The organism is Geodermatophilus sp. SYSU D00710, from assembly GCF_054050195.1.
Genome location: NZ_JBJGYX010000022.1, coordinates 1 through 14,018 on the forward strand (window position 1 = coordinate 1; position 14,018 = coordinate 14,018).

Here is a 14,018-nt window from a genome sequence, read left to right on the forward strand (position 1 = left end):
TCATCCCGGCGATCTTGAGCGCGAAGCCCATGTTGTCGGCCACCGTCATGTGCGGATACAGCGCGTAGTTCTGGAACACCATCGCGATGTCGCGTTCCTTGGGCGGCAGGTGGGTGACGTCCCGGTCGCCGATCCGGATCGAGCCCTCGGTCACCTCCTCCAGCCCGGCCAGCATCCGCAGCGCGGTGGACTTGCCACTGCCCGAGGGGCCGACCAGGACCAGGAACTCCCCGTCGGCGACGTCCAGGTCCAGCCCGCTCACCGACGGTGCGGTGGCACCGGGATAGGTCAACGTCGCGTGGTCGTAGGTGATGGCGGCCATGAGAGTTCCTTCCTGCGCCGGGGGATCCGGCGAACTGTGACACGCGTCGCTCCCCGGCACCACAGGCGGGTCCGACCTGCCGCCGATCCGTGACCGGCGGCCGGCACGGCGGGAGCCCGGAGGCCGCCGGCCCCCGGGCTCCCGGGCGGTCGGGGTCAGGCCCCCGCCCGCGTGTAGTGGCCGGCCTGCAGGACGCCCTGCGGGTCGTAGGTGGCGACGACGTCGCTCAGCCGGGCCAGGGTCGCCGGGTCGTAGCACCGTCGGGCCGACGTCGCGTCGTGCGGGATGCCGAAGTTCGGCCACACCCCGCCGGTGTCCCAGTCGGCCAGCGCGGCGAAGACCTCCGCGGCGTGCGCCAGCGTGGTCGCCTCGGCCACCGGGTCGGGCGCCACGCCGACGGTCAGCACGCTGAAGCGCGCCGACCGGTGCGCGAAGGCGTCCGGGTACCGCGGCGGGCGGGCGTACGCGCCGCCCAGGTGCCGGACCTCCACCATGACCTGCACGGAGCCCGAGCCGGGGCCGGCCACCGCGAGCAGCCGCTCGGCCGCCGCGGCCGGGAAGTCGTGCAGCAGGATCGCCGGGTCGGTGACCGGCATCGGGTCGACCGGGTCGGCGTGCACGTGGTCGATCTCGCGATAGGGCCGCAGCATGGCGTCGTCGAGGAGCACCGGCGCGACGGCGCGGATCTCGTCGAGCAGCCGCTCGCCCTCGGCCGGGTCGCCGGTCCAGGCCAGCCGGACGCCGAGCGTCATCCTCCCGGCCAGCGGCGGCGGGACCTCCGGCGCCTCGGGCAGCTGGAAGACCACGAACGACGTCGTCCCCTGCTCGGGCAGCGCGTCCGCCCAGTCCCGCCACCGGTCGACCACCGCCGGGATGTCCGGGCCGTCGAAGTAGACCGCGCCGCCGTAGAAGGTCGGCAGGTGGACCAGGTCGAACTCGGCGGCGGTGACGATGCCCACGGCGCCCTTCCCGCCCCGCAGCGCGGCGAACAGGTCGGGGTGCTCGGTCGGGGTGACCCGGCGGGACACGCCGTCGCCGGTGACGACGTCGAAGGCGCGCACCCGGTCGGCGGCCAGGCCGAACGTCCGGGCGAGCGGGCCGACGCCGCCGCCGGTGGTGTAGCCGACGATGCCGACGTCGGTGGTCGAGCCGTTGAGCCCGGCCAGGCCGTAGGGCGCCGCGGCCTCGACCAGCCGCGCCCACTTCACGCCGGCGCCCACCCGGGCCCAGCCCTCGGGGTGGACGGTGCACTCGTCGAGGCCGCGGGTGACGACCAGCAGGTGCCCGGCCAGCGAGCTCTCGGCGCCGTGGCCGGTGGCCTGCACGCCCGCGGTCAGGCCGTGCTCGCCGGCGAAGCGCACCGCGGCCGCGACGTCCTCGGCGGTGCGGGCGTCGACCACGGCGGCCGGCCCCATCGGGACGGCGAGGTTCCACGGGGAGACGAGCGCGTCGTAGCCGGGCTCGCCGGCCGCGTGCACCGAGCCGGTCAGCCGGTCGCGCAGCGCGTCGAGGCAGACGCCCGGGTCGACGTCGACGATGGTGTCGACGGGGGCGTCGAGGATGCTGGTCACGGGGTCCTCCAGGTCGGGTGTCGCTGACGGGAGGAACCGTGGCGCCGGGCGCCTGAGGCGGAGTTGGGACGGCCCTGAGACCCGGTCTCAAGCGGCGGGGTGCGCCGCGACGAAGAGCGCGCCGGGGTCGACCGCCCGGCGGACGGCCGACAGCCGCGCGTGCACCCCGGGCGGGAACACCTTCCGGGTGTCGGTGCGCTCGTCGAGCATCGGCAGGTAGTGCCGGCCGGTCGCCCAGGGTTCGAGGGCGGACAGGAACTGCGCGGCGTCGGCCCGCTGCTGCGCCCAGTGCGCGGCGCCGTCGTCCGGTCCCTGTCCCAGGCCCAGGCCCAGGGCGAGGAACCGGCCCTCCAGCAGCGACAGCGCCCCGCCGTCCGGCGCGGGCCGGCCGAGCGCGCCGCCGAGCTGGCGCAGCTCGGCGGCGGCCAGCCGGCTCCCCGACCGCGGCCCCGCGGCGTCGACGACGGCCGCGACCGCCGCGTCGGGCAGGTCGGAGACCAGCATGCTGCTCGCGTACGCCGGCGTGGGCCCCTCGGGGTCGAGGTGCAGCCGCACCAGGGAGGACGCCGGGACGCGGGTGACCGTGTCGATCTCCGGGCGGAGCGCGCGCAGCGGGGCGAGCACGTCCGCGGCGGTGGCGTCGTCGCCGAGCACCGCGCCGTCGACCATGGCCAGCCGGCGGCCGCGCAGCTCGGCCGGGATCTCGGGGGCGGTCGGCACCTCGAGCAGCCGGAACGCCGTGGTGGCCTCCTCCGGCGCGGTCGCGCACCAGGCCACCCAGCCGGGCAGGACCTCCTCGACGGCGGCCGCGTCCCACGCGAGGAAGCCGGCCACGACGGTGTCGAGCGGGAACAGGTCGAACTCCAGGGCGGTGACCACCCCGAGCGGCGCGGCGCCGCCGCGCAGCGCCCAGAACAGGTCCGCCTCCCGGTCGGCGGTGGCCCGGACGGCGCTGCCGTCGGCCAGCACGAGCTCCACCGCGGTCACCGCGTTGCACTGCAGGCCCAGCCGGCGGGCGTACCAGCCGATGCCACCGCCCAGGGAGTACCCGACGACGCCGACGTCCGGCGACGACGGGTGCCGCGCGGCCAGCCCGTACCGGCCGGCCACCTCGGTCAGGTCGCCCCACAGCACGCCCGCGCCGGCCCGGGCGGTCCGCCGGACGGGATCGACGTCGAGCTCGCGCATGGCCGAGGTGCGCAGCAGCACGGCGTCGGCGAGCCGGCCCTCCAGCGGCGGCGCCCCGTGCCCGGTGCCCTGCGGGGCCACCGACAGGCCGGCGGCGGCCGCGGCGCACAGCACGTCGGCGACCTCGTCGGGGAAGGCCGGGTAGACCACGGCGGCCGGCCGGTCGTCGACCTGCACGTTCCACGCGGCGCGGGCCAGGTCGTAGGAGGGGTCGCCCGGCAGGTGGACGGCGCCGCCGCACAGGCCGCGGAACAGGTCCGCGCGGGAGCGCGGGGTCGTCGTCACCTGGTGCTGGGTCACGGCGGTCCTCCCGTCGGTGTCCCCACACGCTGCCGGTCGGCACTTGAGGAGAACCTGAGACCGCCGTCGGTGGCCGCCGACTCGAGCACGGCGCGCACGGTGCCCGGGGTCAGGAACAGCCGCTGCGCCACCTCGCGCGTCCCGTACCCGTCCCCGGCCAGCTGCAGGATCCGGCGCTCGGTCGGCGAGGGCCGGCGGACGGCGTCCCGGGCCGGGTCGTCGGTGCAGCCGCGGGCCCGCAGCGCCGCGCACGCCTCCTCGGCCAGCGCCGCGGCGCCGTGCTCGCGCGCGGCCCGCAGCGCGTCGCGCAGCAACGGGACCGCCTCCCGGTCGGGCAGCCGCGCGACGCCGCCCAGGGCGCAGCGGGCGCGGGCCAGCTCCACGGCCGCGGTGGTGCCCTCCAGCAGCGCGACGCCCTCGCGGAGGAGGTCGACCTCGGCGTCCCCGCGGAGGCGGCCGAGCCGGACCAGCGCCGGGCCCAGCGCGCTCGGCGCGCCCCACCGGCGCAGGAGGTCGGCCTCGGTCTCGAGGAGGTCGGCCGCCTCGCCGGTGCGGCCGAGGCCGGCCAGCGCCGCCGCGGTGATCCCGCGCCACGGGTTCCACACCGGGTTCGGGATGGGGACCGGCGCGGGGATCGCGGCCAGCGCGTCCAGCGCCTCGGCGCAGCGGCCCTCGGCCACGAGCAGCCGGGCCCCGGCCAGCCGCAGCAGCCGGTCGCCGTCGCCGGCGGCCGGGACCGCCGCGGCGACGTCCGCGGCGGCGCGGGCCCCGGCGACGTCGCCCCGGTCCAGCCGGACGCCGATGCGGAAGGCGGCGGCGAAGGGCGCGCCCACCCCGGCGCCGCCCCACATGGCGACCTGCTCGAGCGCCTCGGTGAGGCAGGACTCCGCCTCGTCGAACTCGCCCCGCCGGCCGTGCCAGAAGCCCTGCCAGATGTTGGTGGACATGGCGGCGAACAGCGATCCCCGGGCGTGCGCGTGCGCCCGGGCGCGGTCCCAGAAGTCGCCGACGTCGTCGTCGGCCAGCATCCGGATGATCGCGGCCACCACCCAGAACAGGCCGCTGTCGACCTCCCACAGCCGGTCGCCGGCGAGAGCGGCGCGGGCCAGCCGCACCGCGCGGGCGCGGTCGGTGCCCTGGATGGTGACGTCGTAGGCCAGCGCGGCCGCGAGCATCTGCGCGCCGTGGCCCTCGCCGCTGGGGTCGGGCACGTCCCGCCGCCAGACCGACGGGTCGAGGGCGTGCATGTAGCCGCTGGTCATCTCGATGGCCTGCAACGCCTGGCGGTGGTCGGCGAGCTCGTCGGGGAGCACGCTCGCCGCCTCCCGGGCGAAGGCGGTGGCCGTTCCGCGCTCGCCGGCGAAGACGAGGGTGCGGGCCACCGCGGTGGCGATGTCGGCGCGCGCCCGGGGGTCCTCGTGCAGCGCGTGGGCCTCCAGCAGGTGCCCGACGCCGGCCGCGCCGTCGAGCAGCGCCTCGAGCAGGCCGAGGTCGGTGAGCACGTCGCGGCGCCGGGCGTCGGAGGGTGGCTCGTCCAGCGCCCGCCGCAGGTGGGTGACGGCGCTGTCGGAGGCGCCGCGCTCGGCGGCCGTCCGCGCGGCCCGCTGCAGCACCGCCACGGTGGCGTCGTCGTGCCGCCGCGGGGCCAGCAGCAGGTGGGCGGCGACCTGCTCGTCGCTGGCGCCGGCCGCCCGCAGCAGCGCGGCGGCCCGCTCGTGGTGCAGCGCCCGCTCGGCCGCCGGCAGGTCGCGGTGGATCGCCTCGCGGACCAGCGGGTGGACGAACGCGACCGGCTGCTCGTCGCGCACCACCTCGGCGCGGGCCAGCGCGGCGAGCGCGGCCGCCGCCGTGGCCTCGCCGCAGCCGGCCAGTGCGGCGACGGCCGGCAGCGAGGCGCCGTCGCCGAGCACCGCGGCGGCGCGGGCGACGTCGGCCACCTCCGGCGGCATCCGCCGCAGCCGCACCAGCACCATGCTCGACACCGCCCGCGAGCCGACGGCGACGACGGTGTCGGCGTGCGCCGCGTCCGGCCGGACCCGGTCGGCCTCCAGCCCGCGCAGCAGCTGGCGCAGCAGCAGGGGGATCCCCGAGGTCGTCCGGTGGCACGCCTGGGCGAACAGCGGGGAGACCGGCTCGCCGAGCCGGCGGCCCACCATGCGCTCGGTGGCCGCCAGCGACAGCGGCGCCGGCCGGAGGACGACGGCGGCCGGGTCGAGGGCCAGCTCGCCGACCAGCGCCTCGTCGTCGTCGGCCTCCCCCGTGCGGACCGTGGCCACCACCAGCACGGGCAGCGACTCCAGCCGGCGGACGAGGTAGGCGAGGAAGCGCAGCGAGGCGCCGTCGGACCACTGCAGGTCGTCGACGGCGAGGACGAGGGGTCCCTCGGCGGTCAGGTCGACCACCAGCCAGTACAGCCCGTGCAAGGCGGCGAAGGAGCCGTCGGCGAGTTCGGCGGGCGCCAGGTCGAAGACCCCGCGGGCGCTGGCCGCCGCGCCCGACAGCAGCGCCTCGCCCCGCTCGCCGGCGAGCAGGGGCTCGAACAGCTGCCGGGCGATGCCGAACCCGAAGGACCGCTCCAGCTGGCTGCCGCGGGCGGCGAGGACCCGCACCGACCGCTCCGCCGCCAGCCGGCGGGTCTCGGCCAGCAGCCGCGACTTGCCGATGCCGGCCGGCCCCTCGACCAGCAGCACGCCGTGCTCCCCGGCGGTGAGGTGGTCCAGGGCGGCGTGCACGGCGGCGACCTCGCGGTCGCGGTCGAGCAGCTCGTCGCCGGCGCCGGCCGCGGAGGCGGGCACGGAGACGTGCGCGGCGGGCGGGGCCGGCCGGCGGCCGGCCGGCGCCGGCGGGCCGTGCAGGGTGGGCGCCTGGGCGAGCACCTGCTGCTCGAGCTCGCGCAGGGCCGGGCCGGGGTCGACGCCGAGCTCCTCGGCGAGCGCGGTCCGGGCCCGGCGGAGGGCGGCCAGCGCGTCGGCCTGCCGGTGGGCGCGGTACAGCGCCAGCGCCAGCAGTCGCCAGCGCTCCTCGCGCAGCGGCTCCTCGGCGACCATCGCCTCGAGGTCGGGGACGAGCAGCGCGGCCTCGCCGCACCGCAGCCGGGCGTCGGCCCGCCGCTCCCGGGCCACGGCGCGCAGCTCCGCGAGCCGGCCGGTCGCGGCCTCCGCCCACGGCTCGTCGGCGTACTCCGCCAGCGCCGGCCCGCGCCACAGCGCCAGCGCCTGGTCCAGCAGCGCGACCGCGGCCACCGGGTCCTCCGTGGCGCCGGCCTGCTGCACCAGCACCTCGAAGCGCCACGCGTCGACCGCGTCGGGCGGCAGGCGGACGGCGTAGCCGCGGCCCTCGCGGACGATGACCGCCGAGCGGGTCCGGGCTGCGCTGCCGGGCTGCAGCCGGCGGCGCAGGTGCGAGACGTAGGCCTGCAGCGCGCCGACGCCGTCCTCCGGCGGGTCGTCGCCCCAGACCGCCTGCACCAGGCTGCCGACCGGCACCACCTCGCCGCGGGCCAGGACGAGGACCACCAGGACGGCGCGCTGGCGGGGACCGCCCAGGTCGAGGGGGACCCCGGCGGACGAGGCGGTCACCGGGCCCAGCAGGCCGATCCGCAGCTGCTGCGTGTCGTCCACCGGCGTCCCTCCCCCGCGCACGGTAGAGCAGACGCCGACCCGGGGGTATCGGTCAGCGCGCGGCGCGGTCCTCCCGCAGCAGCACCAGCGCCGCCACCGCGGCCAGCCCGGCCGCCACGGCGGCGCCGGCGAACACGGTGTGCAGCTGGGTGAGCACGGCGGCGTCGGTGGCCGCCTCGTACGCCGGGCAGTCGGCCGGGGTCGCCGGGCAGAGGGTCAGCGGCGAGCCGATGGCCTCGACCTCGGCGGTGAACCGGCGCAGCGCCACGGCGGTCAGCAGCGAGAGCCCGACGAGCATGCCGACGGTGCGGGCGACGACGGCGAGCGCGCTGGCGCTGCCGTGCACCGCCGCGCCGGTCACCGCCAGGAGCACCGCGTTGACCGGCGCGATCGCCAGGCCGAAGCCCAGGCCCACGGCGAGCAGCACGACGGTGGAGGGCCACTCGTCCAGCGAGGTCTCGCCCCAGCCGGTCATCGCCCACAGCGCCAGCCCGGCCAGCGCCGTGCCGGCGGCCGCGACCAGCCGGGGGGCCACCCGGCGGCACAGCCACCCGCCGGCCACCGCACCGACCGGGACGGCGACGAGCAGCCGCAGCAGCACCAGCGCCGCGCCGAGCTGGTCGCCGGGGGTCGTCGTCGCCCGGGCGAACAGCGGGACGTCGACCAGTGCAGCCACCAGTGCGACGCCGACGAGCAGGTTGACCAGCAGGGCGCCCCACGCCCCGGCCGGGCGCAGCTCGGCCAGCGGCAGCACCGGGTCGGGCGTGCGCCGCTCGTGCAGCCAGAACGCGACCGCGGCGGCCGCGGCGACCGGCAGCAGCACCGGGCCGTGCGCGACGACCTCGGTGGCCGGGTCGGCCGCGGCGAAGGCCCACACCAGCGCCCCGAGCGCCACCACCACGAGCAGCGAGCCGGCGACGTCGACCTCGCGCAGCAGCCGCGGCACCCCGCGCAGCGGCAGCACCGCGCCGTCGGGAGCGGTGAGGCTGCGGGCGACCAGCGCCGCCCCCGCGACGACGGCGGCGAGCACCAGCGGCGTCGCGGGCGGGACGCCGTCGAGCAGCGGCACCCAGGCCAGGCCGAGCGTGACGTCCTCGGCCAGCGCGGGCGGCTCGGCCAGCTGCAGGCCCGCCGCGGCGCCGGTGACCGCGAGCAGCAGGAGCCCCAGCGGGTCCGCCCGCCGCCCGCCGGTGACCACCACCCCGGCGGCGAGGGCCAGCCCGAGCAGCAGGTTCAGCCAGAACACCGCGCGCCAGTCGGCGACGGCGAGCACCGCGGCGCCGACCAGCGGTCCGAGCACCGCACCGGCCTCCTGCACCGCGCCGACGACGCCCAGCGGCACCGCGCGGCGCTCGGGCGGCCAGCGGTCGGCGACCAGCGCCAACGTGGCGGGCACCAGCCCGCCGGCGCCCACCCCCTGCAGGCCGCGGCCGGCGACGGCGGGGCCCAGCCCGGCCGCCGTCGCGGTCAGCAGCGAGCCGAGGGCGAACAGCAGCAGGCAGCCGGCCAGGACCGGCACCCGCCCGCGCAGGTCGGCCAGCCGGCCCAGCAGCGGCAGCGTGGCGGTGTAGCCGAGCAGGAAGCCGCCGATGATCGGTGTCGCCCGTTGCAGCTCGTCGATGCCGACGCCGACCCCGGTGAGGATGTCGGGCAGGGCCAGGACGACGACGTAGGTGTCGGCCGCGGTGACCAGCACCGCCAGCGTCGCCAGGGCGACCAGCGGCAGCCCCGGCACGGCGCGGGTCGCCGGGTCAGCCGGCAGGTGGTGCGGTGATCTCGACATCGGCGCCGAAGTCGGAGAGCTCGATGGTGAAGGTGGCGTCCTGGTCGGCGGCGTAGAAGGGGCCGGTGAGCTCGGCACGGCGCAGCTGGCCGCTGTCGGTGGCCACCGAGAAGCGGGCGTCCACCGGCTGGGCGGGGTCGGCGCTGGTGAGCACCTGCTCGACCAGGTCCCCGGGCAGCTGGGCGGTCACCTCGCGCACCACCTCGCCGTCGACCCGCCGCTCCTCCCCCAGCTCGGCGGCGTCGGCCTCGGCCAGCAGCTGCGAGATGCCGGTGTCGGGGTCGAGCAGCGCGCCGGGGTCGCCGAAGCCGAACTGCGCGGGGTCGACGACGCTGAACCCGCTGGTGAAGGGCAGCTGCGCGTAGACGGTGCCGTCGACCGAGACGACGGCGAGGTCGAGCGACGCCCCCGCCGCGAGGACCTGCAGGGTGCCCTCGAACGACGCCGGGCGCAGCACGTCGCCCTCCCCGCCGGTGAGCGCGGTGCCGGTGGTCGGGGCGCCCTCGCTGGTGAGCACGAAGTGCAGGCTGCTGGTCTCGTCGAGCGTCGTCTTCGCCCGGGTCAGCAGCTCGCCGGCGGACTCCTCGGGCTCCCCTCCCCCGCAGCCGGCCAGCGCGACCACCAGCCCGGCGGCCAGTGCGGCGGTGCGCTGCAGCGGCATCGACGTCCCTCCCCGTCCGTGCCGGCGGGCCCGGCGCGGGCACGGTAGCGCGCCGGGAGCCGCGCCAGCGGGAGCGTCCGGTCCTGTCGGCGGCCGGGGGCAGGGTGTGCGCATGGAGATCCTGTTCATCGCCAGCGTCAGCGTGATCGCCCCGGACCCGGTGGGGAGCCGCTCGCTCTACGTCGACGCCCTCGGCCTGCCCCTGGAACGGCTGGACGGCGACTACTTCGCCAGCGAGCGCATCGAGGGCAGCAGGCACTTCGGCGTCTGGCCGCTGCGCGAGGCCGCGCAGGCCTGCTTCGGCACCCCTGACTGGCCGGCCGGGCGGCCGGTGCCGCAGGCGAGCGTCGAGTTCGAGCTCGCCGGCATCGACGCGGTGGCCGCCGGCGCGGCCGAGCTGGAGGGCCGGGGCGTCGAGCTGCTGCACGGGGCGCGCACGGAGCCGTGGGGGCAGACCGTGGCCCGGCTGCAGAGCGCCGAGGGACTCGTGGTGGGGCTGTCCTACGCGCCCTGGCTGCACTGAGCGCCGGGTGCGCTCTCCGCGCGGACGCGGGCGCGGGCGATGCGTCCGGCGAGCTTGGCCTGCGCCTTCACCGGGAAGGCGGCCAGCGCCGGCTCGAGCTGGGCGATCCGGTACGGCTGGGTGGTCAGCGCGCGGAACGCCAGGCCGGTGGTGACGCCGTGGCCGGGGCGCTCGACGACGGTGACCTCGTCGCCCGCCCCGAGGTCGCCGGTCTCCAGCACCCGCAGGTAGGCACCGGTGGCGCCGCGCGCGGTGAACCGCTTGATCAGGTCGGGGACGTCCCAGAAGCGGGCGAAGGTGGCGCACGGGGTCCGCGGCGCGGTCACCTCGACCAGCGCCGTTCCCACCCGCCAGCGCTCGCCGATCTCGGCGCCGGTGAGGTCGATCCCCGCCGTCCGCAGGTTCTCCCCGAACCGGCCCGGCGGCAGGTCGCGGTCGAGCTCGGCGGCCCAGACGTCGGCGTCCTCCTGGGCGAAGGCGTAGACCGCCTGCCCCTCGCCGCCGTGGTGCTTGCGGTTGGCCTGGACGTCGCCGGCGAGGCCGAGCGCCCCGACGGCGACCCGGCCGTCGACCGGCCGCTTGTCGATGCCGCTGCGGTCGGGCCGGCGCCCGGGCAGGGGCAGCAGGTCGGGGCCGGACACGCAGACGGCCAGCAGCCGCGCGGTCACTTCCTGGCGGAAGAGGGCTCGCTGGTGGACAGCGCGGCGACGAAGGCCTCTTGGGGGACCTCGACCCGGCCGACCATCTTCATCCGCTTCTTGCCCTCCTTCTGCTTCTCCAGCAGCTTGCGCTTGCGGGTGATGTCACCGCCGTAGCACTTGGCCAGGACGTCCTTGCGGATGGCGCGCACGGTCTCGCGGGCGATCACCCGCGAGCCGACGGCGGCCTGGATCGGCACCTCGAACTGCTGCCGCGGGATGAGCTCGCGCAGCTTGCCGGCCATCATCACGCCGTAGCTGTACGCCTTGTCCTTGTGCACGATCGCGCTGAACGCGTCGACGGCCTCGCCCTGCAGCAGGATGTCCACCTTGACCAGCGCCGACTCCTGCTCACCGGCCTCGGCGTAGTCCAGCGACGCGTAGCCGCGGGTGCGCGACTTCAGCGCGTCGAAGAAGTCGAAGATGATCTCGCCGAGGGGCAGCGTGTAGCGCAGCTCGACGCGGGACTCGCTCAGGTAGTCCATGCCGCCGAGCTGGCCGCGCCGGCCCTGGCAGAGCTCCATGATGGTGCCGGTGTAGTCGCTGGGCGCGATGATCGTGGCGTTGACGACCGGCTCGAAGACCGTGTCGATCTTGCCCTCGGGCCAGTCGCTGGGGTTGGTCACCGTGTGCTCGGTGCCGTCCTCCATGACCACGCGGTAGACGACGTTGGGCGCGGTGGAGATGAGGCTGATGCCGGCCTCGCGCTCGAGGCGCTCGCGGACGATCTCCAGGTGCAGCAGGCCGAGGAACCCGACGCGGAACCCGAAGCCCAGCGCCGCGGAGGTCTCCGGCTCGTAGGTGAGCGCGGCGTCGTTGAGCAGCAGCTTGTCCAGCGCCTCGCGCAGCAGCGGGTACTCGCTGCCGTCGATCGGGTAGAGGCCGGAGTAGACCATCGGCCGGGGGTCGCTGTACCCGCCGATCGGCTCGGCGGCCGGGCGGTGCTGCAGCGTGACGGTGTCGCCGACGCGGGACTGGCGGACGTCCTTCACCCCGGTGATGAAGTAGCCGACCTCCCCGACGCCGAGGCCGTCGACCGGCTTGGGCTCCGGTGAGATGACGCCGATCTCGAGCAGCTCGTGGGTGGCGCCGGTCGACATCATCTTGATCCGCTCGCGGCTGGCGATCCGCCCGTCGACCACCCGGACGTAGGTGATGACGCCGCGGTAGATGTCGTAGACGCTGTCGAAGATCATCGCGCGGGCCGGGGCGTCGGCGTCGCCCTCGGGCGGCGGGATCTGGGCGACGATCGCGTCGAGCAGCTCGGGCACGCCCTCGCCGGTCTTGCCGCTGACCCGCAGGACGTCGTCGGGGTCGCAGCCGATGATGTGCGCGATCTCGGCGGCGTACTTCTCCGGCTGGGCGGCCGGCAGGTCGATCTTGTTGAGGACCGGGATGATCGTGAGGTCGTTCTCCAGGGCCAGGTAGAGGTTGGCCAGGGTCTGCGCCTCGATGCCCTGCGCGGCGTCGACCAGCAGGACCGCGCCCTCGCAGGCGGCCAGCGACCGGGACACCTCGTAGGTGAAGTCGACGTGGCCCGGGGTGTCGATCATGTCGAGGACGTACTCGTCGCCGCCGACCGTCCAGGGCAGGCGAACGTTCTGCGCCTTGATGGTGATGCCCCGCTCACGCTCGATGTCCATGCGGTCGAGGTACTGGGCGCGCATCTGCCGTGCCTCGATGATCCCGGTGACCTCGAGCATCCGGTCGGCCAGCGTCGACTTGCCGTGGTCGATGTGGGCGATGATGCAGAAGTTCCGGATCCGGGCGGGATCGGTGGCAGCGGGAGTCGTCACAGTGCCGCCATCGTCCCACGGCCGGGCGCGACGGTGCGGAGCACCGTGCCGGGGCACACCTGCGGCCGGGGTGGGACGGCCCCCGGGACGCTGGTAACCTGGCAGGCCGGTCCGCTGACGCCTGCCGTCCGGACGTACCGACAGACCTGCACCCTTCCTGCGAGACACCGAGGCTCACGCGTGGCGAACATCAAGTCCCAGATCAAGCGGAACAAGACGAACGAGAAGGCGCGGCAGCGCAACGTCGCCGTCAAGTCCGCCCTGAAGACGGCCGTCCGCCGCTTCCGCGAGGCCGCTGCCTCCGGCGACACCGACGCCGCGACCACCGCCCTGCAGCGGGCCAGCAAGGCCCTCGACAAGGCCGCCAGCAAGGGCATCATCCACAAGAACCAGGCCGCCAACCGCAAGTCGGGCATGGCCAAGCAGCTGACCAGCCTCTGAGCTGCGTCGCCGCGCTCCCGGGCCCCCGTCCTCCTCGCCGGAGGACGGGGGCCCGTCGCTCTCTCCGGCTCAGTACCGGGCGCGGGCGCGGGAGTCGCGGCCGGTGGTGGCGCGGATGTCGACGATGCGGCGGATCGCACGCTCGAGCGCGTAGTCGGCGCTGGCCGCCACGCCCTTGACGTCGGCGTTGAGCTCGGCGGCCACGCCGATCGCCTGCTGGAGGCCCTCGATGCTCCAGCCCCGCGCCTGGGACTGCGCCTTCTTCACCTTCCACGGCGGCAGCTTGAGCGCCCTCGCGAGCTCGCCGGTGTTCGACGTGTTCAGCGAGGTGACCCTGGCCGCGGTGCGGATGCCGTCGGCGATCGCGTCGGCGACGAGCACGTGCGCGACGCCACGCTCAAGCGCCCACCGCAGCGTCTCGATGGACCCCTGCCGGTCCCCCACCAGCACCCGCTCGGCGACGGTGAAGCCGCTGACCTCGGCCTGACCGCGGTGGAAACGGGCGACCGCGTCGGCGTCGATCGCGCCGCCGACGTCGGCGACCAGCTGCGTGGCCGCCGAGGAGAGGGCCCGCAGGTCGCCACCGACGGCGTCGACCAGCGCGGTGACCGCGTCCGGGGTGATCCGCCCGCCGGCTCCGCGCACCTCGTTGCGCACGAACGCCGCCCGGTCGCCGGGTGAGGAGATCTTGGCGCACTCGTCGACGGCCGCGCCGGCGGCGCTCAGGGCCTTGAGCAGCGCCTCGTTGCGCTTGCCGCCGTGGTGCACGACCACGAGCGTGAGGTCGGGGTCGGGGTCCGTGCAGTAGCCGGTCAGCGCGTCGACCAGCGCGCTCGCCGCCTCGTGCACCCCGCTGACGACGACGAGGCGGTGCTCGCCGAACAGCGAGGGGGCGAGCACGTCGGCCAGCTGCCCGACCGGGAGGCCGAGGGCGGTCAGCTCGTGCAGCTCCGCCTGCGGGTGCCGCTCGAGGACGGCGGCCCGCACCGCGGCCACCGCGCGCGAGCGCAGCAGCTCCTCCTCGCCGACGACGACCCGCAGGCGGGAGGTCGGCGGGGGCGGTGCGGCGGTCACCCCGGCATGGTGTCACGCGCCGCCGACAGCCCCGCGGTCCT

General features: G+C 76.7%; 11 protein-coding genes. 2 read left to right on the plus strand and 9 right to left on the minus strand.

The annotated features are described in order from the left end of the window. The 6 genes from ACI78U_RS12120 to ACI78U_RS12145 form a co-directional block, all read right to left on the minus strand. The coding region (locus tag ACI78U_RS12120) for an ATP-binding cassette domain-containing protein (protein ID WP_456875566.1) at window positions 1-322 on the minus strand (322 nt) is incomplete at its 3' end. A gap of 155 nt (window positions 323-477) precedes the next feature. Further along, the gene (locus ACI78U_RS12125; RefSeq protein ID WP_456875567.1) at window positions 478-1,893 is read right to left on the minus strand and encodes an FAD-binding oxidoreductase; all 1,416 of its coding nucleotides are present in this window, start codon (window positions 1,891-1,893) and stop codon (window positions 478-480) included. Window positions 1,894-1,980: 87 nt separating this feature from the next. Beyond that, the gene (locus ACI78U_RS12130; protein WP_456875568.1) at window positions 1,981-3,381 is read right to left on the minus strand and encodes an FAD-binding oxidoreductase; all 1,401 of its coding nucleotides are present in this window, start codon (window positions 3,379-3,381) and stop codon (window positions 1,981-1,983) included. Beyond that, the gene (locus tag ACI78U_RS12135; protein WP_456875569.1) at window positions 3,378-7,001 is read right to left on the minus strand and encodes a BTAD domain-containing putative transcriptional regulator; all 3,624 of its coding nucleotides are present in this window, start codon (window positions 6,999-7,001) and stop codon (window positions 3,378-3,380) included. The genes ACI78U_RS12130 and ACI78U_RS12135 overlap by 4 nt, the downstream gene beginning before the upstream one ends. A gap of 52 nt (window positions 7,002-7,053) precedes the next feature. Further along, window positions 7,054-8,784, minus strand: coding sequence for an MFS transporter (locus ACI78U_RS12140; protein ID WP_456875570.1), 1,731 nt, complete (start codon window positions 8,782-8,784; stop codon window positions 7,054-7,056). Continuing rightward, entirely contained in the window at window positions 8,753-9,445 is a 693-nt protein-coding gene (locus ACI78U_RS12145; protein ID WP_456875571.1) for an LppX_LprAFG lipoprotein, read from the minus strand. The genes ACI78U_RS12140 and ACI78U_RS12145 overlap by 32 nt, the downstream gene beginning before the upstream one ends. Window positions 9,446-9,557: 112 nt before the next feature. On the opposite strand from ACI78U_RS12145, the gene ACI78U_RS12150 reads away from it, so the two are divergent. Further along, window positions 9,558-9,968 carry a hypothetical protein gene (locus tag ACI78U_RS12150; RefSeq protein ID WP_456875572.1) on the plus strand — a complete coding sequence of 137 codons (411 nt, stop codon included), beginning with the start codon at window positions 9,558-9,560 and terminating at the stop codon, window positions 9,966-9,968. Here the strand turns inward: ACI78U_RS12150 and ACI78U_RS12155 are convergent. Together ACI78U_RS12155 and lepA are read right to left on the minus strand one after the other, a co-directional pair. After that, window positions 9,947-10,636 carry an MOSC domain-containing protein gene (locus ACI78U_RS12155; RefSeq protein WP_456875573.1) on the minus strand — a complete coding sequence of 230 codons (690 nt, stop codon included), beginning with the start codon at window positions 10,634-10,636 and terminating at the stop codon, window positions 9,947-9,949. The genes ACI78U_RS12150 and ACI78U_RS12155 overlap by 22 nt on opposite strands. Then, entirely contained in the window at window positions 10,633-12,462 is a 1,830-nt protein-coding gene (gene lepA / locus ACI78U_RS12160; RefSeq protein WP_456875574.1) for a translation elongation factor 4, read from the minus strand. The genes ACI78U_RS12155 and lepA overlap by 4 nt, the downstream gene beginning before the upstream one ends. A 180-nt stretch (window positions 12,463-12,642) precedes the next feature. On the opposite strand from lepA, the gene rpsT reads away from it, so the two are divergent. Continuing rightward, window positions 12,643-12,903 (plus strand): 30S ribosomal protein S20, encoded by a 261-nt coding sequence (gene rpsT / locus ACI78U_RS12165; protein WP_456875575.1) that lies wholly within the window; start codon window positions 12,643-12,645, stop codon window positions 12,901-12,903. A gap of 69 nt (window positions 12,904-12,972) precedes the next feature. Here rpsT and holA read toward each other — a convergent pair whose 3' ends face one another. After that, a complete protein-coding gene (holA, locus tag ACI78U_RS12170; protein ID WP_456875576.1) occupies window positions 12,973-13,977 on the minus strand; it encodes a DNA polymerase III subunit delta in 1,005 nt (334 codons plus the stop codon). Window positions 13,978-14,018: the final 41 nt, after the last annotated feature.